This window comes from Nocardiopsis sp. iso_186, assembly GCF_056173365.1.
The window spans coordinates 118314-144173 of the sequence record NZ_CM149670.1; the positions used below are offsets into that span (position 1 = coordinate 118314).

Annotated in this window: 25 protein-coding genes, 1 tRNA gene and 1 pseudogene; 15 read left to right on the top strand and 12 right to left on the bottom strand. The window is 69.0% G+C overall.

The window, feature by feature from the left end; genetic code table 11:
• The first annotated feature begins 5 nt into the window (after nucleotides 1-5).
• The 8 genes from AC0VYP_RS00520 to AC0VYP_RS00555 all read left to right on the top strand — a co-directional run bounded on the left by AC0VYP_RS00520 (nucleotide 6) and on the right by AC0VYP_RS00555 (nucleotide 8247).
• Complete coding sequence (locus tag AC0VYP_RS00520) at nucleotides 6-2195, top strand: iron-containing redox enzyme family protein (protein ID WP_475472050.1); 2190 nt, start codon at nucleotides 6-8, stop codon at nucleotides 2193-2195.
• Nucleotides 2196-2306: 111 nt separating this feature from the next.
• Complete coding sequence (locus AC0VYP_RS00525; RefSeq protein WP_475472051.1) at nucleotides 2307-4145, top strand: carbamoyltransferase family protein; 1839 nt, start codon at nucleotides 2307-2309, stop codon at nucleotides 4143-4145.
• Between the two features lie 33 nt (nucleotides 4146-4178).
• Nucleotides 4179-4319, top strand: coding sequence for a hypothetical protein (locus AC0VYP_RS00530; RefSeq protein WP_285761344.1), 141 nt, complete (start codon nucleotides 4179-4181; stop codon nucleotides 4317-4319).
• 37 nt (nucleotides 4320-4356) lie between these two features.
• The gene (locus AC0VYP_RS00535) at nucleotides 4357-5313 is read left to right on the top strand and encodes a TauD/TfdA family dioxygenase (protein ID WP_285761343.1); all 957 of its coding nucleotides are present in this window, start codon (nucleotides 4357-4359) and stop codon (nucleotides 5311-5313) included.
• Nucleotides 5314-5375: 62 nt separating this feature from the next.
• Nucleotides 5376-5984 (top strand): ATP-grasp domain-containing protein, encoded by a 609-nt coding sequence (locus tag AC0VYP_RS00540; protein ID WP_475472052.1) that lies wholly within the window; start codon nucleotides 5376-5378, stop codon nucleotides 5982-5984.
• 30 nt (nucleotides 5985-6014) lie between these two features.
• Nucleotides 6015-6632: a hypothetical protein gene (locus AC0VYP_RS00545; RefSeq protein WP_475472053.1), complete on the top strand. Its 618-nt coding sequence runs from the start codon at nucleotides 6015-6017 to the stop codon at nucleotides 6630-6632.
• Between the two features lie 89 nt (nucleotides 6633-6721).
• Nucleotides 6722-6991 carry a hypothetical protein gene (locus AC0VYP_RS00550; RefSeq protein WP_475472054.1) on the top strand — a complete coding sequence of 90 codons (270 nt, stop codon included), beginning with the start codon at nucleotides 6722-6724 and terminating at the stop codon, nucleotides 6989-6991.
• Nucleotides 6988-8247, top strand: coding sequence for an ATP-grasp domain-containing protein (locus AC0VYP_RS00555; protein ID WP_475472055.1), 1260 nt, complete (start codon nucleotides 6988-6990; stop codon nucleotides 8245-8247). Before AC0VYP_RS00550 ends, AC0VYP_RS00555 begins: the two co-directional genes overlap by 4 nt.
• A 96-nt stretch (nucleotides 8248-8343) precedes the next feature.
• On the opposite strand, the gene AC0VYP_RS00560 is transcribed toward AC0VYP_RS00555, so the two are convergent.
• Nucleotides 8344-9681, bottom strand: coding sequence for an aminotransferase-like domain-containing protein (locus tag AC0VYP_RS00560; protein ID WP_475472056.1), 1338 nt, complete (start codon nucleotides 9679-9681; stop codon nucleotides 8344-8346).
• A 233-nt stretch (nucleotides 9682-9914) separates the two neighbouring features.
• On the opposite strand from AC0VYP_RS00560, the gene AC0VYP_RS00565 reads away from it, so the two are divergent.
• The 3 genes and pseudogenes from AC0VYP_RS00565 to AC0VYP_RS00575 all read left to right on the top strand — a co-directional run bounded on the left by AC0VYP_RS00565 (nucleotide 9915) and on the right by AC0VYP_RS00575 (nucleotide 11833).
• Nucleotides 9915-10556 carry a LysE family translocator gene (locus tag AC0VYP_RS00565; RefSeq protein WP_285761338.1) on the top strand — a complete coding sequence of 214 codons (642 nt, stop codon included), beginning with the start codon at nucleotides 9915-9917 and terminating at the stop codon, nucleotides 10554-10556.
• 111 nt (nucleotides 10557-10667) lie between these two features.
• Nucleotides 10668-10853: pseudogene (locus tag AC0VYP_RS00570) on the top strand (response regulator transcription factor); the annotation flags it as partial.
• A 128-nt stretch (nucleotides 10854-10981) separates the two neighbouring features.
• Nucleotides 10982-11833: a lysostaphin resistance A-like protein gene (locus AC0VYP_RS00575; protein WP_475472057.1), complete on the top strand. Its 852-nt coding sequence runs from the start codon at nucleotides 10982-10984 to the stop codon at nucleotides 11831-11833.
• Between the two features lie 58 nt (nucleotides 11834-11891).
• Here the strand turns inward: AC0VYP_RS00575 and AC0VYP_RS00580 are convergent, their stop codons facing one another.
• The 3 genes from AC0VYP_RS00580 to AC0VYP_RS00590 form a co-directional block, all read right to left on the bottom strand.
• A complete protein-coding gene (locus AC0VYP_RS00580; protein ID WP_475472058.1) occupies nucleotides 11892-12551 on the bottom strand; it encodes a response regulator in 660 nt (219 codons plus the stop codon).
• Entirely contained in the window at nucleotides 12548-14005 is a 1458-nt protein-coding gene (locus AC0VYP_RS00585) for a sensor histidine kinase (protein ID WP_475472059.1), read from the bottom strand. Before AC0VYP_RS00585 ends, AC0VYP_RS00580 begins: the two co-directional genes overlap by 4 nt.
• Nucleotides 14006-14106: 101 nt before the next feature.
• Nucleotides 14107-16134, bottom strand: a complete 2028-nt coding sequence (locus AC0VYP_RS00590) for a serine hydrolase domain-containing protein (RefSeq protein WP_475472060.1) — start codon at nucleotides 16132-16134, stop codon at nucleotides 14107-14109.
• 198 nt (nucleotides 16135-16332) lie between these two features.
• Here AC0VYP_RS00590 and AC0VYP_RS00595 point away from each other — a divergent pair, with 198 nt between their 5' ends.
• On the top strand, nucleotides 16333-16533 hold the full coding sequence (locus AC0VYP_RS00595) for a DUF1932 domain-containing protein (protein WP_285761333.1): 201 nt from the start codon (nucleotides 16333-16335) through the stop codon (nucleotides 16531-16533).
• A gap of 90 nt (nucleotides 16534-16623) precedes the next feature.
• On the opposite strand, the gene AC0VYP_RS00600 is transcribed toward AC0VYP_RS00595, so the two are convergent.
• The 4 genes from AC0VYP_RS00600 to AC0VYP_RS00615 all read right to left on the bottom strand — a co-directional run bounded on the left by AC0VYP_RS00600 (nucleotide 16624) and on the right by AC0VYP_RS00615 (nucleotide 18659).
• Complete coding sequence (locus tag AC0VYP_RS00600; protein WP_475472061.1) at nucleotides 16624-17037, bottom strand: nuclear transport factor 2 family protein; 414 nt, start codon at nucleotides 17035-17037, stop codon at nucleotides 16624-16626.
• Nucleotides 17038-17172: 135 nt separating this feature from the next.
• Nucleotides 17173-17454, bottom strand: coding sequence for a (4Fe-4S)-binding protein (locus AC0VYP_RS00605; protein ID WP_285761331.1), 282 nt, complete (start codon nucleotides 17452-17454; stop codon nucleotides 17173-17175).
• Nucleotides 17455-17478: 24 nt separating this feature from the next.
• Nucleotides 17479-17787 (bottom strand): GNAT family N-acetyltransferase, encoded by a 309-nt coding sequence (locus tag AC0VYP_RS00610; protein WP_285761330.1) that lies wholly within the window; start codon nucleotides 17785-17787, stop codon nucleotides 17479-17481.
• 215 nt (nucleotides 17788-18002) lie between these two features.
• Nucleotides 18003-18659: a hydrolase gene (locus AC0VYP_RS00615; protein ID WP_475472062.1), complete on the bottom strand. Its 657-nt coding sequence runs from the start codon at nucleotides 18657-18659 to the stop codon at nucleotides 18003-18005.
• A gap of 414 nt (nucleotides 18660-19073) precedes the next feature.
• Here AC0VYP_RS00615 and AC0VYP_RS00620 point away from each other — a divergent pair, with 414 nt between their 5' ends.
• The gene (locus AC0VYP_RS00620) at nucleotides 19074-19541 is read left to right on the top strand and encodes a MarR family winged helix-turn-helix transcriptional regulator (RefSeq protein WP_285761328.1); all 468 of its coding nucleotides are present in this window, start codon (nucleotides 19074-19076) and stop codon (nucleotides 19539-19541) included.
• Nucleotides 19542-19743: 202 nt separating this feature from the next.
• On the opposite strand, the gene AC0VYP_RS00625 is transcribed toward AC0VYP_RS00620, so the two are convergent.
• Both AC0VYP_RS00625 and AC0VYP_RS00630 read right to left on the bottom strand, forming a co-directional pair.
• Nucleotides 19744-19832, bottom strand: a tRNA-Ser gene (locus AC0VYP_RS00625).
• A gap of 62 nt (nucleotides 19833-19894) precedes the next feature.
• On the bottom strand, nucleotides 19895-20413 hold the full coding sequence (locus tag AC0VYP_RS00630; protein ID WP_285761327.1) for a SigE family RNA polymerase sigma factor: 519 nt from the start codon (nucleotides 20411-20413) through the stop codon (nucleotides 19895-19897).
• Between the two features lie 423 nt (nucleotides 20414-20836).
• On the opposite strand from AC0VYP_RS00630, the gene AC0VYP_RS00635 reads away from it, so the two are divergent.
• Nucleotides 20837-21790 (top strand): hypothetical protein, encoded by a 954-nt coding sequence (locus AC0VYP_RS00635; RefSeq protein WP_285761326.1) that lies wholly within the window; start codon nucleotides 20837-20839, stop codon nucleotides 21788-21790.
• A 4-nt stretch (nucleotides 21791-21794) separates the two neighbouring features.
• A complete protein-coding gene (locus tag AC0VYP_RS00640; protein WP_475472063.1) occupies nucleotides 21795-22646 on the top strand; it encodes a MauE/DoxX family redox-associated membrane protein in 852 nt (283 codons plus the stop codon).
• Nucleotides 22647-22702: 56 nt separating this feature from the next.
• Here the strand turns inward: AC0VYP_RS00640 and AC0VYP_RS00645 are convergent, their stop codons facing one another.
• Nucleotides 22703-23902, bottom strand: a complete 1200-nt coding sequence (locus AC0VYP_RS00645; protein ID WP_475472064.1) for an AAA family ATPase — start codon at nucleotides 23900-23902, stop codon at nucleotides 22703-22705.
• Between the two features lie 321 nt (nucleotides 23903-24223).
• A complete protein-coding gene (locus tag AC0VYP_RS00650) occupies nucleotides 24224-25813 on the bottom strand; it encodes a serine hydrolase domain-containing protein (protein WP_475472065.1) in 1590 nt (529 codons plus the stop codon).
• Nucleotides 25814-25860: the final 47 nt, after the last annotated feature.

The window sequence follows — 25860 nt, forward strand, 5'->3', positions numbered from 1 at the left end:
TGCAAGTGAACTCGGCAGTCAGCACGGCGACGGAGACCACTCCGAAGCCGGAGTGGTCGGATGACGACGGGTCGGCCATACGCACGCTGTACGCCTATTCCGCCGACCCGGAGGCGCGCTTCCCCGGTGGCAGGCTTGTGCGCGAAGTCCACGGCGAACTCCGTCGTCGGATTGTCGACGACCGTCCGCCTCTCGACGACCTCGTGCAGCAGACCGCCGACTGGGCGCTGGACGAGGGAGAGCGGTTTCGTGCGCTCGGCAGCCAGGTTGACGAGGACGGTGCCCGTCGGGTACTCATCCGCAGGGCGGTCCTGGGGTGCGCGCCGTTGTCCCTGGCCTCGGGGGCATGGCTGCAGTGGTTGAGCGCCCCCGGCAACGCCGACGACCCGCTCGTGCTGCGTATCCTCGCGTTGTACGCGTCCGATGTCGGTGTCGGGCACCCGGGGGCATCCAGGGGCAGCGCGTACCTGGAACTGCTGCGCAGGCTCAGGCTCTCCGAGAACGCCGTGCCACTCGCCCGGCTCACCGGGGACCAGCGCATCGCGGACGGCTGCTACCTGCTCCCGGCGCTGTTGATGGTCATGAGCCGGCGCCCGGACGACTTCCGCGGCGAGTTGCTGGGGGCGGACCTCTGCCTGCGCGCGGTAGGGCTGCTCCCCCCGCTCACGATGGTCCGGCAGACGCTGCCGGACGCGGCCGACTGGGCGGCCATCGACCCTTCGGCGATTCGCGGAGAGGACGACTCCTCCCCCTTCGAGGAGTGCCGCGCGGTGGTGGACGAGCTGGTCGAACTGGAGGGGGCAAAGGCGGAGGAAGCGGTCCGCCTCGGCTTCGCCTGGACCTTTGCCACCCTGCGGGACCACGTGAACGAGCTCCACACCGAACTGGAGGCGTCGTTCGATCCGGCCTACGACATGGTCGAACTGATGAGGCTGCGCGCCCGGGAAGGCGCGGTCTACCACCACCAGTTCGCACTCGAAGGACGTCCACTGGCGGCCTGGCTGCACGACGCCCGGACCGATCCGGGGCCGCTGCTGGAGGTCCTTGCCCGGAGCAGGCTGGTCAAGCCAGGGCGCTCCGAGGCGAGTTCGCTGGTCAAGGGATTGGTGAGCGAACGCGGCCCGATGTTTCGGGTGTTCTCGCCGGACGACCTGACCGTGATCCGTCGCTGGATCGACTCGCTCCCGGCAACCCCCGGGTCGAGTCCCGAGGCCGCAACCGGTGCCGCACCGGGCCGCGACCCGGACACATTGGTGTCGATCGCACGCGCGATCAAGGCCGGTCCGCTCTCCGAAGGCAGGGCACCGGCCGACCTGCGCGAGGCCTACCACCTCCTGATGGTCCGCACCGATACCCCGGCATTGCGCGCCTGGTGCCTGGAGTACGTGAACGGATGGTTGGCGCGGTCCCGGTACGGGCTGGACGGCGGGACCATGCCGCTCCCGAAAACCTGGGACCCGGCGGGACTGCGGCCGTGGCTCCAGGCCCAGCACGACCAGCACGGGGCCGAGTTCGAGGAGAACGCGGAGGTTCCGCTCCCCTCCCGCGAGGACGTCGTCGACGACACGGTGCAGACGGCACCGTTGACACTGATCGACGGGAGCTGGCTCCAGGGGTTCAGCGACTACGAACTGGCACCTTCGGAGATCGGCCACTCGCTTTTCGAGACGTACTGGGACGAACTCGGCAACGGCCAGGCCAGGATCAACCACCCGCTCATCTACCGCGAAGTGCTCAAGGAGATGGACGTCAACCTGCCCCCCACGGCCTCACCTGACTTCGGCCGGTGGTCGGGCTTCCGGGACGCGTCCTTCGAACTGCCCGTCTACTGGCTCTGCGTCGGTCGGTTTCCCCGAACGTTCCTGCCGGAAGTCCTGGGCCTGAACCTGGCCATGGAGCTGTCGGGGGTGGGCGGCACCTATCGCAGAGCCCGCCTGGCGCTGAAGAAGTACGGCTTCAACACGCGGTTCGTGGATATCCACAACACCATCGACAACGTCGCCACCGGTCATTCCGCGTGGGCGGCCGACGCGATCGACACCCTGCTCGCCGGCCTGCCCGAGTCCTCGGGGCCGGGAGCCAGACCGGAAATCTGGGAGCGGGTGCGGGTGGGATACCGGTCGCTCAATCCCCCCAGCGGTTTCGGCGCACGCTGGGCCGAGCGCCGGGGGCGGACCGGCCGGAAGCGCTCATGAGAGGCCCCTGGTGCCCGGCACCCCCACCACAACCGTGGGAACGCACGTCGATCCGCATCCCCACACGGCCGCGTGTGAACGCGGTCCCGCGTACGGCAAAGGAGCACGCCAGTGTCTGAGCTGGTTCTCGGCATCTCGGCCTTCTACCACGACAGCGCCGCCGCGCTGGTTTCCGGTGGCGTCCCCGTCGCCGCCGCCCAGGAGGAGCGTTTCAGTCGCAAGCGCCACGACTCCTCCTTTCCCACCCAGGCCGTGGAGTACTGCCTGGACGAGGCCGGCGTGAGTTTTGCCGACATCTCCGCGGTCGCCTACTACGAAGACCCGAGGCTCAAATTCCGCAGGGTGCTGGCCACTTTCGCGGGCGCGGCCCCGACGGCCTTCCCCTCCTTCCGCGACACCTTGCCCAGTTGGGTGTCCGGCAAAGGAAAACGGCACACGGACCAGACCGTGCGCAGGGAACTCCAGGCCCTCGATCGGGGGCGGGTGCCCCAGGTCCTGGTGCGGCGCCACCACGAGTCGCATGCGGCATCGGCGTTCTTTCCGAGTCCCTACGAATCGGCCGCGGTCCTGTGCGTCAACGGGGTCGGGGAGTGGGCGACCACGACCCTGTGGCACGGCCGCGGAACCGACCTGAAAGCTGTGGCGGAACTGCGGTTCCCGCACTCGCTGGGCATGTTGTACTCCGCGTTCACCTATTTCTGCGGGTTCAAGGTTGACTCCGGCGAGTACAAGTTGATGGGGCTGGCACCGTACGGGAAACCCCGGTACGCCGATCTCATCCGGGACACGCTGATCGACATCAAGCCCGACGGGACCTTCCGTCTGGACATGCGCTACTTCGACTACCTGCGCGGTCAGGTGATGACCGGAAAGGGGTTCGAGAAGCTCTTCAAAGGGCCGCGGCGCACCCCCGAGGGCAAGCTCACCGAACGCGAGTTCGATCTGGCCGCCTCCGTGCAGGAGGTCACCGAGGAGGTGATGCTCCGGCTGGCCAGAACGGCGCGCGACCGGACGGGTGAGTCCACGCTCTGTCTGGCCGGTGGAGTGGCGCTCAACTGTGTGGCCAACGGAAAGATCATCGACGCGTCGATCTTCGACGAGGTCTGGGTCCAACCCGCGGCCGGCGACGCCGGAGGCGCGCTGGGGGCGGCCTACGCCGTGACCATGGAACGCGGCGCATCACGCGACCACCTCGGGAGCGGGCACGACGCGATGTCGGGTTCCCTGCTGGGGCCGGCTTTCGACGACGACGAGATCGCCGCGTACCTGGAGGCCAACAGCATTCCGCATCGGCGTCTGGACGGCGGAGAGCTGGTGGAGCAGGCCGCGGCCGCGTTGGCCGAGAGCAAGATCGTCGGCTGGTTCCAAGGACGCATGGAGTTCGGGCCCCGGGCACTCGGTGCTCGCTCGATCCTCGGCGATCCCAGGGATCCCGCGATGCAGTCGGCGATGAACCTCAAGATCAAGTTTCGGGAGTCGTTTCGCCCCTTCGCGCCGGCCGTCCTCGCCGAGGACGCCAAGGACTACTTCGACCTGCGCCAGGAGAGTCCGTACATGCTGGTGGTCGCGCAGGTGGCGGCCGCCCAGCAGCGAGAGGTCGCCGAATCCGACGCCACGGGGCTGGACCTGTTGCGCGTACAGCGTTCCACCATCCCCGCCGTCACCCATGTCAACTCCTCTGCGCGCGTGCAGACCGTGAACGGACGGAGCAACCCCGAGTACCACCGGCTGCTCACCGCGTTCAAAGCGCGTACGGGTTGCCCCGTGCTGGTCAACACCTCGTTCAACGTCCGTGGCGAGCCGATCGTGAAATCCCCGCACGACGCCTACACCTGCTTCATGCGCACCGACATCGACATGCTCGCCATCGGCAGCTTCCTGCTGGACAAGAGCGAGCAGCCCGTCTGGTCGGAGGAGTCCGACTGGCGCGAGGAAATCCCACTCGACTGATTTCTCCCCTCTCCCGACGCAGAACGGAACGCCGTGCGGACCTTCCTGCTCTTCCTCTCCTACTACCTGGTGGTCACGCCCGTCGGCCTGCTCAGCCGGCTGGTCCGCGACCCCCTGTCGCGTCGGGCGAACCCGAACGCGACGACCTACTGGATTTCTTCGGAGAACCGCTGAGCCCGTAACGGCAGGCGACTCCCAATCGGAGGCATCGATGGCCAATTTCCGCCGCATCGGCAGATACCGACTTGAGAACAGCGTTCGGGACCTTCTGGGAAAGGAGATCGCAGAGCGGGTCTCGTTGACCCGGCTCGACTCCGACATCGACGACACCATCCTTGCGGGGATCGGCGCGCACGCGCTGCGCCGTTACCTGCCCGGTGAGGTCCTGCACGGACTCGACGTGTTCACCGCGGCGGGAAGCCACGCGATCGTCCTGGGCAACCTGCCCATGCAGGACGACCTGCCCGCCACGCCGGTGGACGGGTTCGGCGACGAGATCGAGGTCGCCGTGTTGAACGCGGTCCACCTGGGCCTCATCCGGCTGCTGCACACCACCCCGTTCGCGGTCAGCTTCGAGAACGGCGGACGCCTGATCCGCAACGTGGTGCCCAACCCGACCGCTTCGGGGACGACCAGTTCCTGGGGGGCCGATTCGGAGTTCTTCTGGCACTCGGACAATCCCCACCAGCCGTTCGGCCCACCCGGTTCGGACCCACGCCCCTACGTGCCGCAATACCTGACGTTCCTGGCGGTGCGCAACGAGGAACGGGTGCCGACCGAACTCGCAGCGATCGAGGACGTGGTCGCCCGCCTGGACCAGACCACGCTCGACCGGCTGCTGGCCCACGAGTTCCAGGTCGGAGCACCCGACTCCAACGACGGAGACCTGACCCAGCCGCTCAAGGACACCCCGATTCTGGACTTCGACACCGACGGCCGTTACCGGGTGCGTTACGACCGCGGTACGGCAGCCGGAGCCACACCGGCCGCCGCGGAAGCACTCGAACGCTGGTACGAGGTGCTGCGCGGGATACCGGCGGAGGAGCTGGTATTGGAGCCGGGGGTGTTCATGGCGTTCGACAACCACCGGGTCCTGCACCGCAGGCGCGCGTTCACACCCGGCCCGGCTGCGGCCGCACGGTGGCTGCGCCGCTGCTACGCCGCCTGAGAAACAGGCCCCCACCAGGCACGGTCGTTTCATTCGACAACGGATCACCGAAGGAGAGACACATGGCGGGCAAGTACCGGGTGGCGGTCATCGGCGGTAGGCCGGCGCCGGTGACCAATGCCAAGGAGCTGGGTATCGATGTGGTGCTGGTCCACGAGGAGGGGGCCTACGAGGAGTCCGTCCTCCGGCACTGCGAACGAGTCGTGCACGCCCCGATCACCGACGGGCAGGCCGTCCTGGACGTGGTGAAACCGCTGCACGAGGAGCGTCCCTTCGACCGGGTGCTCACCACCACCGAGTTCGCCGGGGAGTCCACGGGGTTCGTGGTGGACGCGCTCGGCCTCCCGGGGGTCACCGAGGCCACGGCGCGTGCGCTCAAGGACAAGGTCCTGACCAGGGAACTGCTCGACCAGCACGGTCTGAGCCCGGTGCGCTACCGGCAGGTTAAGGACGTTGACGACGTCAAGGACTTCCTGGCCGAGGTCGGCGGCCGCATCATCGTCAAACCGGCCGACGGGGTGGCGAGCCTGCACGTTCACCCGGTTGACGGCGATGCCGACGCCGAACACGCATGGCAGGCGCTCCAGGACGCCGAGGTTGCCTCGGTGATCGCCGAGGAGTATCTGGACGGGCCCGTCGTCAGCGTGGACTCCTTCTCCCACGCGGGTTGACACCTGCCGATCGGTTATTCCGAGTACCGGATGAACGACAAGTACGTCGAGTGGGAGGTCAGCACGCCCAGCCGGGTTGCCGTCCCCCACCTCGACGCGCTGTTCGCGTTGACCCCCAAGCTGCTGGACGCGGTCGGGCTGACCGAGGGCCCCTCGCACAGTGAGTTCGTCCTGACCAAGGACGGCCCGCGGGTGTTGGAGTCCCATGCACGGCTTGCGGGCAGTGGCGCGCCCGAGCTGGTGCGCAGGGCGTTCGGAGTCAACCTGGACCGGATGTTCCTCACGGTTCCGCTCGGGATCGACACGCTGCCGGAGACCTCGCCCGCGCCGATCGGCGGTGCGGCGGTCCGGTTCTTCACCCCCGAACCGGGCACGGTCTCGGCCGTGGAGGTGGAGGACGGTGCGGCCGACGTCGTCCGAACGCTCCCCAAGGGCGAGGTCCCGCTTGTCTTCCTGCCGTACCTGCACGAGTTCACCGAGGTCGAGGTAGCCGCGGTGATCAGCAAGAACGTCGGGGACGTGGTGCCGCCGCTGCTGACCGTCGCCGACTGCGTGTCCGGATACGTGATGGCCTCCGGCACCGACGCGGCGGACGCCGTGGCCAAATGCGACCGGGCCAACGACAAGATCCACTTCCGAACGAGCTGAGCACCGGTCGGCCGGCGAGCCGGGGCCGTGAGCAGCGGCTCGCCGCAGACCGTGTCCGAGGAGAGGGACCTCATGAAATGGAACCGTCCGTGACCATGACCGGTACCGCCGTGGCGGTGGACTCCGTCACCCAACTGAAGATCGCCCACGGGCTCGTCTCGGAGCACTTCGACCCGGACGAGCCTCTCACCCGGGCGGCCCTGCACCTGATCGACTGCGCTGCCGACGTGGTCGGTCAGCTGCCGGCCGGTGACCTGGACGCGGCGCGGGAGGCACTCGGATCGGCCAGGGCAGCCGTCATCTCGGCGACCTATGCCGTACGCCGAATCCACGATTTCCCAAGAACGGAACAGGAATGAACCGGCACATCCTGGTCATCCATCGATGGCGCGACCGGCACGCGCTCTACGAGTGCTACATCGATCACGGCTCCCACCAGGTCACCTATGTGACGACCGGACTCGGGCTGGGGTCCGTTCCCGCAGGCGCGACCGCGGTCCGCGTCGTCCCGGCCACCGACGACCTCTCCGAAGTGATGCAGGCGGTGGACGGACTGATCACCCGCTTCGGGCGCCCGGACCGGGTGATCGCCCTCAACGAGGGAGACCTTGACACCGCTGCCCTGGTACGGGAGCGGTTGGGGTGTGCGGGACAGGACACCGCCCAACTCGCCCGGTTCCGCGACAAACTGGTGATGGCCGAGACGGTCGCGGCGGCGGGTGTCGCGGTCCCCGGTTTCGCCGACGCTCCCGACGCGGCGACCGTTCACGCGTTCGCCGAGGCCCACGGCTGGCCGCTGATCGTCAAGCCACGGAAAGGGACGGCCAGTCGCGGAGTCCTCCGCCTCGACTCCGAGGCGGATCTGGCCCTGTTGAGGGACCGGCCAGTCGAGCCGCAACTGGTGCAGGAGTTCTGCGGCGAGGCTGTTTTCCACATCGACGGATTGTGGACCGGTGACCGGCTGGGCCCCTGGCGGGCGTCCCGGTACGTCAACACCTGTGTGGATTTCACCCGGGGGGAGGCTCTGGGATCAGTGGAGGTGGACGACGCAGAGCTCCTGCCGGCGCTGGGCGCGTTCACCGCAGCGGTAGCGGGTGCCCTGAGCGATGAGCCGTGGGTTTTTCACCTGGAGGTGTTCGTCGGCACCGCTCCTGACGGCAGCCCCCGGCTGTCCTTCCTGGAGGCCGGCTACCGGGTGGGCGGTGCGGAGATCCCGTTCCTGTGGCGGGAGGTGCACGGCATCGACCTGATGCACGCCGCTTTCGACATCCAGATCGGCCGTCGCCCCGACCTGCCCGTACCTGCCGGTTGGCGTACCGGCGGGTGGTTGCTGGTACCGACGCCGGTATCCGCTCCGTGCCGTGTCGTCGGCTGGGAACTGCCCGAACCGCCTGCCCACGGCGAGGGCCCGTACGCCCACGTGATCCCGGAGGAGGGGAAGGTGATCCCCAGGGTCGGCGGATACGAGTACGTCGGTGCCCGCTTCCGGTTCCAGGGCGATTCCAGCGGCGACGTCGAGAAGGCATTGGTCGGGACGGCTTCGCGGTTTCGCCTCGAATGCGTCGCGCACGAGCCGGTCGGTGCCGCGGGCCCCGGCCGGACGTGTGCGCTGTGAGGGAAGCGTTCACCCTTGCCGCACCGTCGGCCGGCATCGAGCACGGCTCGACCGCGGGCCGGCGGCGCAGTCCGATGGTCTCGCCCTTGTGCAAAATCACTCCGCGATGAGGTCGTCCGGTGCGGAGCGGGCGAGCCCGGCGAGGGTGGCCAGGGCACGCGACAGGGTTTCTGTCGGAGGCGAGGCAAGGCCCAAGCGGATGGCGTTCGGGGCCCGGAACCGGCCGACGGCGAAGGCCGCCGCCGGTGTGACGGCGATGCCGTACCGTGCGGCAGCGGCCACGAAAGTGTCGGCCCGCCACGGAGCGGGGAGTTCCCACCAGCAGTAGTAGGAGCGGGGGTCGCTGCGGACCGAGAAGCCCCCCAGGTGGTGGGCGGCGATTTCCTGACGTACGGCCGCCTCCCGTTGTTTGGCACTGACCACCGACTCCACGGCTCCGTCGGTCAGCCACCGGGTCGCAGCGTCCAGCGCGAAGCGCATCGGTGTCCACCCGCCGGAGTGCACCGCTGCGGCGACGCCCGACACGAGTGATGCGGGGACGACGGCGAACCCGACGGTCAGGCCGGGGGCGAGTCGCTTGGAGAGACTGTCGATGAGGACGGTGTGCTCGGGGGCCACTGCCGCCAGCGGCGGCAGGTCGTCGCGCAGGAACGACCAGATGGTGTCCTCGATCGCGGTGATGTCCAACCGCGTCAGCACGCCCGCGAGTTCGATCCTGCGTTCCAGCGGCATGCTGAGCGACAGAGGGTTGTGCAGTGTCGGTTGCAGGTAGATCGCCTTCAACGGGGCTTTGCGCACGGCGGCCTCGACGGACGCGGGGACCAGCCCGAAATCGTTGACCTTCAGCGGGACGACGGTGACCCCGAGCCGACCGGCGATTGCTTTGAGGACCGGGTAGGTGAGTTCTTCGACTCCCAGTCGCGCACCCGGGGGGACCAGCGCGGCGATGGCCGCCGCGATCGCCTGGCGGCCGTTGCCGGCGAACAGCACCCGATCCGGGTCCGGGCGCCAGCCCTCGTGTGCGAGGAGGTCGGCCACCGCATCGCGGGCGACGGGGGTTCCGACCGCCCCGATGGGTCGCATGGACGATTCCAGCACGTCGGGGCGCAGCAGCGGGTTGATTCCTGCCGCGAGCAGACCCGACTGCTCGGGCACGACGGGGTAGTTGAGTTCGAGGTCGATCCTGCTGCCCGCGGGTTCGACGAGGGAGGGGCCGGGGCGCTCGGCGGCGGCCCGGACGAAGGTCCCGCGTCCGACCTCGCCGACCGTCAGTCCGCGGCGGGTCAGTTCCTTGTAGACGCGGGCAGCGGTGGAGTTGGCGATACCGCGCTGCCGGGCGAAGTCCCGCTGGGGAGGAAGGCGGTCCCCCGGTCGCAGCCGCCCGGCCGCGACCTCCGCGGCGACCGAATCGGCCACCTGCCGGTAGTCCTCCATCGCCGTCTCCGTCTCCGTGGGACGCCATCCCCTAAGGGGGTAAAAATACGTGCAATGGCAGCCAATCACAAAATTGATCCGAGATCAATATTGCTTATTGCACTTAGATTCGCTCCGGGATAGTTTCGACGAGAGCGGTCCGCCGTGACGTGACATCTCTTTTGCGACGTGACCGCGTACTTGCGCGGTTGTCGGGTCAACCGCAGGTCAATGGCAGAGAGAAGGCGACGGCAATGGTCGAACTGGCCGCGATCCTGGGCGTTGTGTCGGTCGCGCTCGGGATGGTGCTGTCCCCCGGGCCGAACATGATGTACCTCGTGTCGCGGAGCATCAGCCAGGGGCGCCGCGCCGGGATCATCTCGCTGGGCGGAGTCGCGGTCGGGTTCCTCGTCTACCTGGTGGGCACCAACCTCGGCCTGGCCGCGCTGTTCGCAGCGGCACCCCAACTCCTCACCGTCATCAGGATGGTCGGCGCCTTCTACCTGATGTGGCTCGCCTGGAACACCATCAAGCCCGGCGGAGTGTCGGTCTTCACGGTCCAGGACGTGCCCGAGGACCCCCCGCGCCGGCTCTTCATGATGGGCCTGATGACCAACCTGCTCAACCCGAAGATCGCCATCCTCTACATCTCCATCATCCCGCAGTTCATCGACCTGGAGAAAGGCAACGTACTGCTCCAGGGGATCCTCCTCGGCGGCGTCCAGATCCTGGTGGCCGTCTCGGTGAACCTGTCGATCGTGCTCGCCGCGGGCGCGATCGCGGGCTTCCTGGCACGCCGTCCCTCCTGGCTGAGGGTCCAGCGCATCGTCATGGGGAGCGTCCTCGGGGTGTTGGCCGTCATGCTCGCGTTCGACAACAGTGTGACGTCCACCTGACCCGGACCCGTCCGGCCCCGGCCCGCACCGTCCGTACGACGTTTCGGCTGATCTGTCCGCGTGGTCGGAACAGCTGGACGCGCTCATCGGTGGGGTCCGCACGGTCGCGCGCGGGAGCACGAGGTGCTGTTGCTGGTGGGGGAGGGGGTGTCCAACGCCGAGACCGCCACCGAACCCGTGATCGGTTATGAGATCGTCACAACCTACGTGTCGCGCATCCTCATCAAGCTCGACCTGCGCGACCGGGGCCAGGCGGTGGTGTTCGCCCACCGCACGGGCCTGGTCGGGCAGATCTGAGGGGGCGTCTTTCTCTGTAGAGCTACCATCGTCGTCCTCTCCGGAGCGATACGGCGGCACGGATCGGCTCCTATGCTGGCTCCGCCGGCGTGTCTCCGGCGTTTCGCGATCCGGGAAGTGGTTTCGACATGCCCCACGACACGAACAGGGAGCCCGCTCCCCGCCGGTTCAGGGAGGTGGCCGTGCGGCTGCTCCTGCTCCTGGTGGTGTTCGGCCTCCTGACCGCTCTCCTCTCCGGGGGCACGAGTGCGATGGGGGCCTCTATCTGGGTGCTGCCGGTGGGGACGGCCGCCGCCGCGCTGGGACTGTGGGCCTACGCGGTCGCGGTCCGCCGCGTCGAGAAGAGGACCCCCGACGAGATCGGCCGTTCGGGTGCGGGTCGCGACCTGGTGCGCGGGACGCTGGTCGGGGCGGGGGTGTTCACCGCCGTCATCGCCACCATCGCCGTTTTCGGCGGGTACCGGATAACCGGGTGGGGGTCGTTCGAGGCGTTCCTCGCCGCCTGCGGTCTGATGGCGGTGGTGGCGGTCATGGAAGAACTGCTGTTCCGTGGGATCTTCTTCCGCATCGTCGAAACGGTCACCGGTACGTGGGGAGCGCTGGCGGTCAGCGCGGTGTTCTTCGGCGCCCTGCACCTGGTGAACCCCAACGCCACGCTGTGGGGTGCGCTGGCCATCGCCTTGGAGGCAGGACTCATGCTCGGCGCCGCCTACGTGGCCACGCGCAGTCTGTGGCTGCCCATCGGTATCCACTTCGGATGGAACGTCACGCAGGCCGGCGTCTTCGGCACGGCCGTCTCCGGGAGTGAGGACGCGTTCTCGGGGCTGTTCTCCTCGGAGAGCACAGGCCCCACCGCGATCACCGGAGGGGCCTTCGGCCCCGAGGCGAGCGTCTTCGCCGTCGTGTTCTGCGGCGCCGTCACCGTCTACCTGCTGCGGTCGGCGCACCGCAAGGGCCGCATCGTTCCGCGCCGGCGCTGACGGTCGGCTGCCGGACGGGGCGTCTCCCCGTCCAACCGTCCCGCAACGGGGGCAGCCGCTATCCGGGCCGTACGACGCCGTTCTGGTACGCCCAGACCACGGTCTGCACCCGGTCCCTGGTACCGATCTTGGTCATGGCCCGCCCGAGGTGCGACTTCACCGTGCTCGTCTCGATGAACAGTTCCTTGCCGATCTCAGCGTTGGACATGCCCTGCGCGAGGAGGCGGACGATGTCGGCTTCACGGGCGGTCAGCAGATCGAAAGCCTCGGTGGGAGGACGCTCGGGGGATTTGCGACGTGCGAACTCGGCCATCACCCGCCGGGTCACGGCCTGGTCCACCAGTCCGTAGCCGCCGGCGAGCCTGCGCACGGCGTCGATCAACTCGTCGGGGTCGGCGTCCTTCAGAATGAAACCGCTGGCCCCGGCCTCCAACGCGCCGAAGACGTACTCGTCCAGGTCGAAGGTCGTCACGATGAGGACGGCGGGCGGTTCGGCGGAGGCACCCGCGAGGATCCGGCGGGTCGCGGACAGTCCGTCCCCACCCGGCATACGGACGTCCATGCAGACGACGTCGGGTTTCAGGCGTTCGGCGAGTGCCACCGCCGTAGGGCCGTCCCCGCACTCGCCCACGACCTCGATGTCGTCGGAGAGGTTGAGGATGACCCGGAAACCCGCCCTGACGACGGACTGGTCGTCCACGAGGACCACTCTGATCATGTGTCGCCCCCCTCGGACGCGTTCCGGTTCCCGGCCGCGGAGATCTCCCTGTCCACGGGAAGACTCAACCGCACCCGCCAACCGCCCCGGGCGGTCGCCCCCGCTTCCAGTGTCGCCCCGACCAACTGTGCCCGCTCCTTCATTCCGAGCAACCCCAGGCCTCGCGGTACCCCGGCGGTGTTCTCGGACTGGTTCCCCATGTCGGTCCCGTTCTCGTTGTTGACCCGTAGGACGAACCGCGACTCGCTGTAGCGCAGCAGCAAGCGTACGTCGGCGCCGGCAGCGTGTTCGCGGGCGTTGGAGAGGGCTTCCTGGGCGACCCGGTAGACGGTGATGTCGGCGACCGGGGGCAACGGATAGGACGCACCCTCACGCAGGAACTCGATCTCCGCGCCCAGCCCGCGTTCGATCTGCACCAGCCTGTCGAGCGCGGCAGCCCCGGGAACCGGGGCTCCCCGCGACCCCGGGTCGCCGCTGTGCATCAGGCCGTCGCCGGTCGAGGCGGGTTCTTCCCCCGGATCGCGCAGTGCCCCCACGACCAGCCGCAGGCTGTCGAGCGTTTCCTTGCCCTGGGAACGGACCCAGGCCACCGCTTCGAGGGCCGCTCGGTCGTCGCGGCCGATCAGCCGCTGTGCGGCACCGGCCTGTACGACCATGCCGGACAGGTGGTGCGCCGCGATGTCGTGCAGTTCCCGTGCCATGCGCGTCCGCTCGTTCCTGACGGCGTTCGCGGCCCGCTCCTGTTGCGTCCTGATCGCGTCGAGGGTGCGGACGCGGACCAGTTCGGCATAGCGCCGCCTGGTCCCCACGTAGGCTCCCACGAGCGCCGAACCCACGTAGACGGCCAGGGCCGATGCCAGCAGCCCGCCGGCCACCAGCGGGTACCCCTCCAGGGACAGCGGGAGCGAGGAGGACAGGGCGTCCGGAACCAGGGCCGGGCCGTACAGCCTTCCCGCTACCAGCGCCCCGATGAGGCCGTGCACGAGGACGACGGGGGTGAGGAGCCCCACCAGCCGGCGCGGTGGCAGCAGGGTGCCGCAGGTGTAGGCGGCGATGAACGACGCGAGCCCTTGAGCCGCCACCCCGGTCGGCATGACGGCCAGGGTCACCATTTCGGCGAGCGCCACGGTGACGAGGCACAGCACCGGGTGTGTGCGCCGTACGCACAGCATCAACGACTGCCCGCACATCAAGAGGATGAGTGCGGTCGAGACCGTCGGGGAGAGCGTGATTCCCTCGACGCTTCGCGCGAAGCCCAGTACGGACCACAGCAGCATGCCGCACGCCAGTGCCACGACCACCGCCAGGGAACAGTCGCGGGAGAAACCGGAGCGCAGGCCCAGGCGGTTCAGCGTCTCGTCGGCCCACACCGTCGTCCGGGGGAGGCCCGGGTGGGCGTCGGCCGGCTCCCGGCCGCCCCGGACCGTGCCTGTGAAGAGATCGTCGTCGGTCATCGCATCCACCGGTTTCCTGTTCCCTGCGGGGTCGCGGGTCGTGTGCCGCAACGGCGGCAGGGGCCGGCGGGGGCGTTCTCCCGCCGGCCCGGTCCAGTAGATCAGTAGGTCATATCGAACGAGAGCAGCCCGAAGACGGCGGCGAAGTACGCGACTCCCACCAGCGCCAGCAGGACCAGGGCGCTGCCCAGGGACCGCTTCCAGCCGGAGCGGTGCCGGACGTCGTCGAACAGGACCAGCGCTGCGGGTGCGATGCCGGCGACGCCGAGCCACTGCGCGCCCAGAATCGGGAACAGCACGCCCTCGGGTACGAGCGCAAACCCCATGACCAGAGTGATCGCCACGGCCCAGCCCGCCAGCGCCACCACGGCGCCGGCCACGCACACCCGGGTCAGGACGCGGGCCGTGCGTCCGGTCCGGTTGCGGGCGGGCAGCGACAGGCTGCGGCGCACCACCGCACCGACGGGCCAGGACAGGACCGCGGTCAACAGGATCAGGACGGAGGCGATGACCATCGGGAGCACCACGGACGTCTCGCGCGCGCTGTCGATGCGCAGCAGGGCGAAGGCCGAGGCGAAACCGATCGCCTCCACCTGCTCTCCTTCCACCCGCATCGTCAGGAGGCGCTGTCCCCCGACCTCGCGCCACACCCACGGTTCGATCTCCTCGTAGACCGTGGGGGCCATGGTCTCCGGGCCGGGAGTGACCAGGATCGTGCCGTCCGCGCGCGCCACGACCCGGGTCTGCCCGCCGAACGCGCCCAGGACGGACAGGAAGTTGCTGTCCATCGACCGCGACATTTCGTAGGTCCCCTGGGCCATCGCCGCGTGCTCGGCCGCGGTCGGTTGGACCGAGGCGCCGTCCTCGCCGGACGCGGGGAAGTAGCGGTCGGCGAATCCGTTCAGGATCGCCTCGCGCAGCCGGAGGCTGTCGATCCCTTCGTTGCCGCCGCCGTTGAGGGTCACGAAGATCCCGGTGCCCTCATCGGGGTAGATCTGCAGGTGGGAGTGGAAGTAGTTGGTGTCCCCGCCGTGCCCGACGATCGTGTGCCCGTTGCGGCTCTCGTCGAAGAAGCCCAGCGTCATCCGGCGCCCGTCCGCCAGGGTTCCCAGCGAGTCCTCTTTTAGCGCCGGTGCGTGCATGAGGTCGAGGGTCTCTGGCGCCAACGGTGCCTGGGCGGTGTCGAGCTCGCCCAGTTGCGCGAGCATGAACCGCGCCATGTCGGTCGCGGACGCGGTGAGCGCGCCGGCAGGCGCACCTCCGATGACCTCGAACGGGCCGGCCGGTCCGGTGTCGGCGGTGTAACCGTTCGCGAAGCGGTCCGCCAGCTCCGGGGGGAGGGGCTGGGCGAAGGTGGAGGAGTCCATGTCCAGCGGGGCCAGGACGTTCTCCTGGACGTACTCTTCGAAGGGCATGCCGCTGACCTGCTCCACGACGTATCCCGCGAGCGCGTTGCCGTAGTTGGAGTAGGCGGGGACCGTGCCCGGCGCGTACACCTGTTCCGGTGGATCGACCGCAAGGTATTCGCGCAGGTCGGTTTCCGCGTCCTCCGGCAGGATCAGCCCGGCGACCCGTTCCTCGAAACCGGGTGTGTGCGTGAGCAGGTGGCGCACGGTCACGGGTTCGTCGAAGGAGGTGTGCAGGGTGAAGTCGATGTACTCGTTGACGTCGGTGTCCAGGTCCACCTCGCCCTGCTCCACCAGTTGCATCACCGCCGTCGCGGTGAACAGCTTGGACACCGATCCCACCCGGAACAGGGTCTCCTCGGCGTCAACCGGTGCGGGGTCCTCCCCGTCCATGCCGGTGGCGGCGTACCCGTAGCCGCGCGCGGTGAGGAGCTCGCCCTCGTGGACGACACTGATCGCGGCACCCGGGATACCGGTCTGGTCCAGGGAAGCGGGGACCAGACCGTCCAGCCAGGCGTCGAGGTCCTCCGCGGCGAGTTCGGCCGTTCCGGGTGGTGGTGTCTCGGGTACGTAGTGCGTTGCGGCCCCGGCTCCGGCGCAGCCGCCGGCCAGCACGGAGACCGCCGCGACGGCGGCCAGCGCCGCCAACGATGCGCGAGGTCCGCGCGACAGCCGGGGGCGGCCGACCGGCGGGGACACGTGGGGTGATTCGGCGGGGTGCACGTACTCTCTCCTGCTCCGTGGACGCACCGGGCGTTCGGTAGTTGTCTCGCCCGGTGCTGCTGGTGTCCAGCGTGCTGGAGCAGGGCCCGTCGGCACATCCGGCCGGGGTCCACATCACTGTTACGACTTTTGGTGGAGGCCACCGGCCCCGAAGTCGTACTCGCGGGCCGGGCGGCCGGTGCAAAGAAGCGGGGCCGTGTGCAGGTGTCCGCCCAGTTCGCCGGGGGCGAGGTGCTCATCGGCCGCTTTCTCGGCGACACCGTCGAGCACGCCGGCAGACGGGGCCACGAAGTGCAGGCCACCGCCGATTTCCCCGACTCCCTCGGCACACCCGACGAGACGACGGAGGCGTCGGAGCAGACGTTGCGCGGGCTGGAGGAGAACGGGCGTCAGGGGTGACGTGCGGGTGGAGTTGAGAGGGGGCGCCCTCTCAACTCCACCCGGGGAACCCCGCCTACTGGCGGCGACGGTTCCGATGACGCCTTGCCGTCACACCATCGGATTGCCGTTCGCGGAGAGTCCCGCGTTGACTTCTTCCTGGACCACGTCCCAGTGCTCGACGATGCGCCCGTCCAGCAGGCGGAAGATATCCGCGATGACGACCGGCTTCTCCGCCCACCCGAGAACGCGGCTGTGCGTGACGACGAGGTCGCCCTGCGCGGCGATCCGTTGCGGCTCCCACACGAACCCGCTCAGCGTGGGTGCCACGGTGCGGAGCGTGTCGAGCCCGTTCGGCATCGACGGATTGTGTTGGATGTAGGGCTCTGCCCAGTATCGGTCCACTGCTGACACGTCACCCTCGACGAAGAGCTCCCGCATCGCCGTGAGTACGGTCTCGGTGTTTCTCCGTTCGAGGTCTCGCGCTCGGTCGGCCTGTGCCTCCGGGTTTTTCGGGGTGTCCATCAGCTGGCCTTCTCGATCGTCCCGGTGAAGTGGTGGGGGTTCCCGTCGGTCGTGACAGTGGGGTGCAGTGTTGCGGCGTTGACGTCCCCCAGGTGTGTCACCGTCGCGCCACCGGCCTCCGGCAGCCGGGTACGGTCAGCTGTCCGGCGCCGCCGCGTGTGATCTGTTCGAGCTGGTCCGGGGCTCAGTCCCGCCGTCCGTGAGCCGGTACCGCAGCGCGCCCGAAGGGCAGCGTCGCACCACTTCGGCCACGCGGTCGGCGGGGGCGCCGTCCGGCCGGATCCACGGACGCCGTGCCGCGTCGAACACCTCGGGCAGCCCGCGGACGCATTCGGCCGCGTGCCGACAGTGCCCAGCCTCGAAGGTGACCGTGATCGACTGCCCTTTGTACGACTTCTTCTCGGCTCCACCGCTCATACCGCCTCCGTCGTGTCCGGCTGTTCAGTCACTGACCCTGCTGCGGGACTGGTACAGCAGGTCCTGGTAATCGGGGTGGCGGGCGATCCACCCCGCGAAGAAGGGGCAGGTCGCCAATACCCGTAGGCCATCGGCCCGTGCCGCGTCGAGAGAGGTGCGGGCCAGCGCGGACCCGACTCCCTTGCCCTCGTGCTCGGGTGGGACCTCGGTGTGCACGAACGCGATGAGTTCCGTCGTACGGATGTACTGCGCGACCCCCGCGACCTCGGAGGCCCCGTCGATGCGGGCCTCGTAGCGTTTGGCCTCGGGCACGTCGCTCACTTCGACCGCCATGTGTCCTCCTCCGGGCCGGTCGATCGGACCGGCACGCTGATCCAATAAAGGTGTCTGAGCAACTTGTTCGCGCGGCGGTCCGCGTCCGCGCCGCTTGCCGTGCCATGCGGACCGCGGGCCCCGGTGCAGCCGCCCTCAAGGCCCGAGCGGGGGGGTGGGACCGCGGTCAACCCTGGCCCCACCCGATGCGGCCAGGAGGCCGTTCCACGGCCGGGTCAGGCGCCGCTTCCGGTGCGGCCCGCAAGTAGTTGCGTCTCCCAGGCGAAGGCGACACCGGTGGCACCGCCGTGCTGTGCCTGGATCTCGGTCAGGCCCGGCACGGTCTCTTCGCGGGCCCAGTCGCGCTGCCATTCACCCATCACGGCCAACCAGGTGATCGGCACGATGCCGGCCTGGACCATGCGTCGCACGGCCATGTCGTGGGCCTCCGCCGAGACACCGCCCGACGCGTCGGTGACGACGAAGACCTCGAAGCCCTCGCCCGCCGCCTGCAGCGCCGGCATGGCCACACAGATCTCCGTCCAGAGACCGGCGATGATCAGCTTCTTTCGGCCGGTCGCCGTGACGGCGTTGACGACACGCTCGTCCTCCCAGGTGTTGATGAACGTACGGTCGATCGGCTTCTGTTCCGGGAACACTTCCTGCACTCCCCGGATGAGGTAGCCGCCGCGGTCCTCCAGCACGGTCGTCAGAATGGTCGGGACATCGAACACCTTGGCGGTCTTGGCGAGGCCGGTGACGTTGTTGACGATCATCGACGGTTCGTGGCTGTTCAGGTTGGCGAACTGGAACGGCTGGTGGTCGATCAGGAGGAGAACGCTTTCCTCGGGCGTCAGCAATGCCTGAAGTCCGGTCTTCTCTCGGGCGCTCATGCGATCCCTTTCCAGGTGTTCGTGCTCTGTGAGTTCAAAGGGGACACCGTCGCTCGACGCCGGTGATCCGGTCGCACGTGTCCACGCCGGCGGCTCAGGGGTCGGGGCGGCCGGGTGCTGCGCCGAATCGGTTGACGCGGCTCCGCGAACCGGGATGGCCTCCCTGCCGGTGTCTCATCGCGACCAAGTGGATGATGCGTCATCTACATTAGTACTGATATGTGATGTGTCAACCAAGGGTGGATTCGGGTCCCAAGCCCGATTCGAATGGGGTCCGAAGGATGGGCGGCCCCATTCGGGTGCGGCCCCTGTGGCGTCGCCCTCTGCCTTTGAATGCGGCAGCCGGCCTCGCTGGGGGCGCCGCCACCTCGGCTCGCGTAGATGAACTGTCAACGATTTCGTTACACTACGTCCATGAACGCGACGCCACGCTGGCTCGATCCGGATGAGAAAGCCGCTTGGGACAGCTTCATCAACCTGCAGGAGGCGCTCATCGGACGGCTTTCCCGCCTCCTCCAGGCCGATTCCAAAATGTCCGCCTCCGACTACATCGTGCTCGTCAATCTCACCGAGACGGGCGACGGGCGGATGCGCTACCTGGAATTGTCCAAGCTCGTGAAGTGGGAAAAAAGCCGAATGTCCCACCAGGTCGCGCGGATGATGAAGCGCGGGCTCGTGGCCAGGGAGGAATGCCCCGACGACGCACGCGGAGCATTCATCGTCGCCACTCCGGCGGGATACAAGGCGATCGAAGACGCCGCGCCCATACACGTCGAGCACGTCCGACGGCTGTTCATCGACGCCCTGACCCCGAACCAACTCGACACGTTCGCCCGGCTGTCCAAGCGTGTCTCCGACCACATGGAGAAGCAGCCGGACTGAACGGGCGACGCGGGGGCCTTCGAGAGGCCGGCCCGAAGTGTTGGCTGTCCGGTGCCTAAGCAGCACCCGGCGGGGCCCGGACGGCACCTGGAGGCCGTCCGTTCGGGGGAGACGGCATGGTCTCGCGTGCGATTGAGACTGGAAATGAGACCGAAGCGCAGAAGAGGGCCTGACGCTTGTGCGTCAGGCCCTCTTCCACCTGCGGAGGATCGGGGATTTGAACCCCGGAAGGTGTTGCCACCTAACCGCATTAGCAGTGCGGCGCCATAGACCGGACTAGGCGAATCCTCCTGGCTGGGACAAGCGTACAGAGGAATGGGGTCAAGGTGCAAAACGAAGAGCCGGCGGCGCGTTCAGGAGGTGGTCCTGTCGATGATGAGGTCGGCGTCGTGCCGGAGCTTGGCCACGGCCCGGGACACGGTGCTCTTCACGGTTCCGACGGTCACGCCGAGGGCGTTGGCGATCTCGGCCTCGGACATGTCCTCGTAGTAGCGCAACATAACGGTCGTGCGCTGCCGGTCCGGGAGGCGGCTCACGGCGCGGCCCACGGCGTCGGCCAGGTCGGTACGCCACGTGGTGTCCTCGGTGCGCTGGTCGGGGATCTCGTCCGTGGGGTAGACCTCCAGCCGGTTGCGCCGCCACTCCGAGATCTGGGTGTTGACCATCGCGCGGCGGACGTAACCGTCGCGGGCGTTGGGGTTGATGATCCGGTCCCAGGCGAAGAACGTCTTGACCAGGGCGGCCTGAAGAAGGTCCTCCGCATCGGCGTGGTTGCCGGTCAGCGACTGCGCCATCCGCAGCAGGGCCGGTCCGCGTTGTCGGACATACGCGGAGAACTCCGCGTAGCCGGCCTGCCGTGCTGTCTCACCCACCCGACCACCGACCCGATCTGACGTATCCGCGACCATGGGCCCGACACGTGCTCTCGATCACAATCTCGTGTTTCTCACTCTTGCACGGGCCGTGTAATCGTTCGCTCAGGCCGATGCCATCTTCCGACAAACCGGACTTCAGCTCTCGAATAGAACGCCTGTGTTGTCGTGGTTTCGCCGGTCTGGGGCCGGTTGGATATCCAATGGGTGCGAGAGGTCGGCCGCGCGTTTCGCGGAGTGTGGCGGTCGGGGTTCGGTGCGCTTCGTGGCCGGCGGTGGGGCAGGTCATACGACGCGCTTTCTGGTGTTTTGCGGCTTCGGTGGGTTCCGGCGGTCCGACTGGGGGAAAATGGGGACGATTCCCGTGGCCCGCGGGGAGGACGTGGACGCCTGACGGACCGGGCACACCGACGGGGGAGCGCTATGCCTGCAGGACTCGGCGATCGCCGGCGGTTCACCGCCGCACTGCTGGGCCGCACCGTTGCTCCCGAGCCGTTCGACCCGCCCGCCAGAGTGGTACGCGGTGTCCTGGTGGACATCAGCCCCCATCTGCTCAGCCTGGCCACTCCGCACGGTGACGAACGCTTCGTGCTCACCGAGGCCACTGGTTTCTGGCGCGGAACCGGTTCCGGGTTCAGTGACCTGCGCCCCGGTCAGGACGTCATCGTGCGCTGCGTCCCGGAAGCCGCCTCGGTCGCCGAACGCGTATGGTCCGGTCTCGCGCGCGCCACGGGGGTGATCGCCGAGGTGGACGAAGACATCCTGCGCGTCGACACCGGTCACGACCGCGAGCCGGTGACCGTTGTGATCCCCTACCGGGCTTCGGGGCGGATGCAGGTACGGCATCCACGGCTGGAGCCCGGCTACCTCTTCGACGCCGTCGGGCTCTGGGACGACGGCGTCCTACAGGCGCTGCTGCCCGCGACGTCCCAGCCCCACTACCCCGCGGCCGACGCGCCCAGACGCCCGCCGGTGCGCAGTGCCGCGCACGCCATCGCCGGGATGGTCTCCTGGTACGACCCGGCCCGGGGCGGTTCACCGCACGCGAATCCGATGGGCCTACTGGGCGGCCTGGCCTATCCGGCTCTCGACCGCGCTGCCGACTGCGGTGCGGTGTGCGACCGGGCCACCGGTTGTGCGGCGCTGCCGCTGCTGTCCCTCGGAGCGACGGTGGGCCTGGTCAACCAGTGCACCGGCGAGTCGGCGATCCTTCCCGTCGTGGCCTGCGGTGCGGCGGTGAGTCATTTCTGCGATCGCTGCGTCACCTGCGATTCCCCCGCCCGCGGGCGGATCGCCCAGCTGACGCTGGCGTCCTTCATCGCCTTGGGCGGACGCCCCGAGGCCGGCTGTTTCAACGCGACCCTGACGGTGGGCTGAATCCGTGATCGAGATCCTGCGCGAGACCCAGTTTCCGATCCTGGTGGCAATGCTGCTGCTCGGTGCCGTCGCCAAGGCCGTCAACCGCTCGGCCCAAGGTCCCGCGGCGTTTCTGCCGGTCGGGGTACGACGCTTCTTCGGGCTGGCCAACGCCGGTATCGAGGCGGTTCTCGCGGTGGCGCTGGTGGCCCTGGGCGGTCTGCTGGGCGATCTCGCCAGGGGTGCCACCGCGCTCCTGTTTGTATTGGGCCTTGCGACCCTCTACCAGCTGCGCAAGCGCGATCCGGAGATGGGCTGCGGTTGCTTCGGCGGCCTCAGCACCGAACCGGTGGGCTGGCGGAGTCTGACCAGGTCAGGGCTGCTCGCCCTGGCCGCCGGGGTCACCGTCGGCCTTCCGGGGACGGGAGCGGCGGCGGTCACGGGTTTCACCGCCTGGCACGGCCTCGTGCTGGTCGCGGAACTGGCGGTGTTCGCCGCCCTCTCCCCGGAGCTGGGCGAACTGGTGAAACGCCTCCGCAACCCGGTGCCCTGCGAGTTGCGCGAGGTGCCGTTGAACAGGTCCATCCGTCAACTGCGGTCCAGCGACGCGTGGGCCGACAGCCGCGCCTTTCTCACCGGCACCGAACCCGTTGACGTGTGGCGACACGGCTGCTGGCGCCTGGTGAGGTTCGCGGGGCAGCGGCGGGAACGTCCAGTGGACGTGGTGTTCGCCGTACCGCTCAACGGGATGCGCAAAGAAGTAAGGGTGACCGTGACCGGTACCCGAGCGGACACGGAGCCGGCGGCCCCGGGGGAGGCCAGTGCGCCGGTATCAAGGAGCCAGGGGACTCCCACGCATTCGTCTCGGTTCGTCTAGCGCTTTTTGGGATTTCAACCGGAAACGCCGGGAGAGCGGTTGTCCACAGGACACGCCTACTCCGACCGGCGACGCAAGAACGTGCCGAAGTGCGGGACGGTGAATGCGATCTTGCCGCGCTCGGAACTGTAGACCAGCCCCTTCTTGATCAGGCTGTCCCGCGCCGGGGAGAGACTGGCGGGCCGTCGCCCCAACGAAGCGGCGACCTCGTTGGTCGCGACGGGCTCGTCGCCCAGAGCGGCCATCGCCCGCATGTAGTCGCGCTCGGCGGGGGTGGCGCGGTCGTACCGGCTGCCGAAGAACCCAACGGCCAACTCCTCCTCGGCCTCGGGTGCGGCGACCCGTACGTCCTCGGCGGTGATGGGGCTGCGCAGCGCCAGATCCCAGGTGGCCTTCCCGTATGCCTGCACGAAGAACGGGTAGCCGTCGGACGCCTTGTAAAGGGCTTCCAGGGCCTCGGCTTCGAACACCACGTTCTCGGCCAGCGCCGGGGCGCTGAGGGCGTGGTCGGCTGCCACCCGGTTCAGCCGGTCGATCCGGGCGTAGCGGAACAGTCGCTCGGAGTAGCTCTTGCTCGCGGAGAGGACCGCGGGCAGGTGGGGCAGGCCGGCCCCCACCACGATCAGCGGACCGCCGTTCTGGGCCAGCTCGTGGCATGCGGTGCACAGCGCCGAGATGTCCTTGGCGGGGACGTCCTGGAGTTCGTCGATGAAGAGCGCGATGCCCACGCCCAGGTCGGTGGCGACCGAGGCCGCGTCCACGAAGAGTTCCATCAGGTCGATCTCGAGGTCGCCGGAGTCGGCGCGTCCGCGCACCGCCACCGCGTCGATTCCCGGTTGCCAGCGGGGGCCGGTCCTGGTGGCCCGGCCTGTGCGCTCATCGTCCGTTGTGGCCTGCGCGAACGATTTCAGCACGCCCAGCACGTGCTCGATCCGGTCGGGGGCGCGGTGCCGTGGGGCGAGCTCGCGCAACGCCATGTGCATGGCCGCGGAGAGGGACCGGCGGATGGACTGCTCGGGGCGGGCCTCGATCTTGCCGGTGCCCCACAGCCGCTGGATCGCCATGGACCGGAACGTGTTGAGCAGTACCGTCTTTCCGACCCCTCGCAGACCGGTCAGCACCATGCTGCGTTCGGGGCGGCCGCGGGCCACGCGTTCCAGCACGATCTCGAACTGGCGGACCTCCCGCTCGCGTCCGGCGAGCTCGGGCGGCCGCTGCCCGGCACCTGGGGCGTACGGATTGCGTACGGGGTCCATGCGCTCGGACTCTATACGTGTTTCTAGCGCGTTTTCTAGAGAGCGGTAGAAAGCCGCAGACGACCGCGCCTCCCACTCCAGGCTCCGGAAGGCCCGGCGCTCCTCGTGGGCGGGGAGGGGGGAATGGCCTGCCCCACCGGACCGGATCGCCGCTCGGCCCTGTGGCAGCGCTGCCGTGGCCATACTCCCCTCCCCTCCGTCGAACACATGTTCGACAAAAATGACTGTAGTCGATCGGTGGCCGCAGCGCCACCGTCTGTTGAACGACACGATGCGGCGGGCGACCCCGTCCTGCCCGTCGCCCGCCGATCCCGCCCCCGGCTAGCCCACGGAGACCGCGACCGCCCAGCCGATGGTGCCGATCAGCGCAAGGGAGACCGTCGTGAACAGGACGAACGCCCCCAGGCGTACCGGCAGCCAGGTCGCGCGCACCGTCGGAACCCGCCGCCAGTGCCATGCGCCGACCACCACCGCGGTGCCCAGCAAACCGACCGCAAGCGCCCACAGCAGGTGCGGGGTGGCCGCCCAACTGCCCCAGCGCAGCGAGGACAGGACCACGGCGAAGGCGCCCAGGGGCATCGACACCAGGCGCAACCGGTCCAGGTGGCGACGGGTGACGAGAGTCTTTCGCCCGGCCATCAGCGCCAGCGCGAGTCCGACGGGAACGACCAGCAGCGGCAGGGTCAGCGCGAGCCCGAGAGCCCGGCTCGGCGCGACCGCTCCGAGGTCGCCGACCGAGTGTCCGGCATCCGGCTCCAGGACGGCCAGTCCCACCATCGGCACCGTCAACGGGGCGCTGTTCGCCAGCACCACCACGCTCCTGTCCTCCTCCACGGCCAGGAACGCCCCCGAGCCGTAGGTCGCGCCGTCGTGCCAGTGCCGCACGGTGCCGTCCGCAAGCTCGCTCACCTGCCAGCCGAGCCCGCTGCGCATCGTCTCCACCGGGCCGTCCCGCAGGGGCTCCAGAGCGGACAGCCCCGGGGCGTCGCCGGCCCGGACCGCTTCCGCGAACCGCACGAAGTCACCGGTGGTTGACCAGGTCCCGACCCCGGCGGGAGCGTAGTGCGACACCCCCCACACCTGGCTGCGGGACCCCGCCTCGTAGTGCGGCATCGCGCCACCTTCGGGAACCCCGCCGGCGGGGATGTCCGCACCCACGATCCCGGTGGCGTCCATGCCCAGCGGATCCAGTACGCGCTCGCGCACCAGTTCGGGGAAGGGCAGCCCCGCGGCCTCGGACAGCGCCGCTCCCAGGGTCGCGAAGCCGAAGTTGGAGTAGTTCCATTCGCCGCGTTGGGGAGTCTCGGCAGCAGCGGCCAGGGACTCGGTGACGGGGGGCAGGCCCGCGAAAGGGTCGGTGAACACCAGTGGGTGGCCCAGGCTCACGAGACCGTAGCCCGCGGGGATGCTCGGCAGACCCGACTGGTGCGTCGCCAGTTCCTCCAGGGTGACGGTGGCGACAGCGGGGTCGGCGAACTCCAGGTCGGAGAAGATCTCGCCGACCGTGTCGTCCAGCTCCACCTCGCCCTTCTCCGCCATGTCGGCCAGCGTCATGGCGGTGAACAGTTTGAAGACCGAGCCGGTCTCGAAGGGGGTGTCGCCGGTGACCGGGGTGTCGCCGTCGGTGGTGCCCGCCGTTGAGGTGGCGACCCCGTTGTCGGTCGCGGAGGCGGCCGAGAGCCCTTGGAAGACGTGCTCGCGTCCGGCCACCGCGCTGTTGACCGCGGCGGCGATCTCGGGATCGCCCTCGGCCGTGAACGTGGTCGGTCCGGTGGTCGGCATCGTCCAGAAGGCCAGGCCGCCGACAACGGCTCCGGCCAGGAGCGCGGCGCCCCAGACCCGTCCGGGTGCTCGTGGCGCGCACACGGCCGTCGGTGGCTGCTGCGCGGGGGTTCGCTGCTGGGTGTCCATAGGCCGAACCTATTCAGTCGGCCCCCGCCGGTGTAGACGCTGCTGTC

Bases quoted from the DNA above. Each gene is read 5' to 3' on its own strand.
- AC0VYP_RS00535 (WP_285761343.1), top strand. From the start codon at position 4,357: ATGGCCAATTTCCGCCGCATCGGCAGATACCGACTTGAGAACAGCGTT.
- AC0VYP_RS00540 (WP_475472052.1), top strand. From the start codon at position 5,376: ATGGCGGGCAAGTACCGGGTGGCGGTCATCGGCGGTAGGCCGGCGCCG.
- AC0VYP_RS00545 (WP_475472053.1), top strand. From the start codon at position 6,015: ATGAACGACAAGTACGTCGAGTGGGAGGTCAGCACGCCCAGCCGGGTT.
- AC0VYP_RS00555 (WP_475472055.1), top strand. From the start codon at position 6,988: ATGAACCGGCACATCCTGGTCATCCATCGATGGCGCGACCGGCACGCG.
- AC0VYP_RS00560 (WP_475472056.1), bottom strand. From the start codon at position 9,681: ATGGAGGACTACCGGCAGGTGGCCGATTCGGTCGCCGCGGAGGTCGCG.
- AC0VYP_RS00565 (WP_285761338.1), top strand. From the start codon at position 9,915: ATGGTCGAACTGGCCGCGATCCTGGGCGTTGTGTCGGTCGCGCTCGGG.
- AC0VYP_RS00575 (WP_475472057.1), top strand. From the start codon at position 10,982: ATGCCCCACGACACGAACAGGGAGCCCGCTCCCCGCCGGTTCAGGGAG.
- AC0VYP_RS00580 (WP_475472058.1), bottom strand. From the start codon at position 12,551: ATGATCAGAGTGGTCCTCGTGGACGACCAGTCCGTCGTCAGGGCGGGT.
- AC0VYP_RS00585 (WP_475472059.1), bottom strand. From the start codon at position 14,005: ATGACCGACGACGATCTCTTCACAGGCACGGTCCGGGGCGGCCGGGAG.
- AC0VYP_RS00600 (WP_475472061.1), bottom strand. From the start codon at position 17,037: ATGGACACCCCGAAAAACCCGGAGGCACAGGCCGACCGAGCGCGAGAC.
- AC0VYP_RS00605 (WP_285761331.1), bottom strand. From the start codon at position 17,454: ATGAGCGGTGGAGCCGAGAAGAAGTCGTACAAAGGGCAGTCGATCACG.
- AC0VYP_RS00610 (WP_285761330.1), bottom strand. From the start codon at position 17,787: ATGGCGGTCGAAGTGAGCGACGTGCCCGAGGCCAAACGCTACGAGGCC.
- AC0VYP_RS00615 (WP_475472062.1), bottom strand. From the start codon at position 18,659: ATGAGCGCCCGAGAGAAGACCGGACTTCAGGCATTGCTGACGCCCGAG.
- AC0VYP_RS00620 (WP_285761328.1), top strand. From the start codon at position 19,074: ATGAACGCGACGCCACGCTGGCTCGATCCGGATGAGAAAGCCGCTTGG.
- AC0VYP_RS00635 (WP_285761326.1), top strand. From the start codon at position 20,837: ATGCCTGCAGGACTCGGCGATCGCCGGCGGTTCACCGCCGCACTGCTG.
- AC0VYP_RS00645 (WP_475472064.1), bottom strand. From the start codon at position 23,902: ATGGACCCCGTACGCAATCCGTACGCCCCAGGTGCCGGGCAGCGGCCG.
- AC0VYP_RS00650 (WP_475472065.1), bottom strand. From the start codon at position 25,813: ATGGACACCCAGCAGCGAACCCCCGCGCAGCAGCCACCGACGGCCGTG.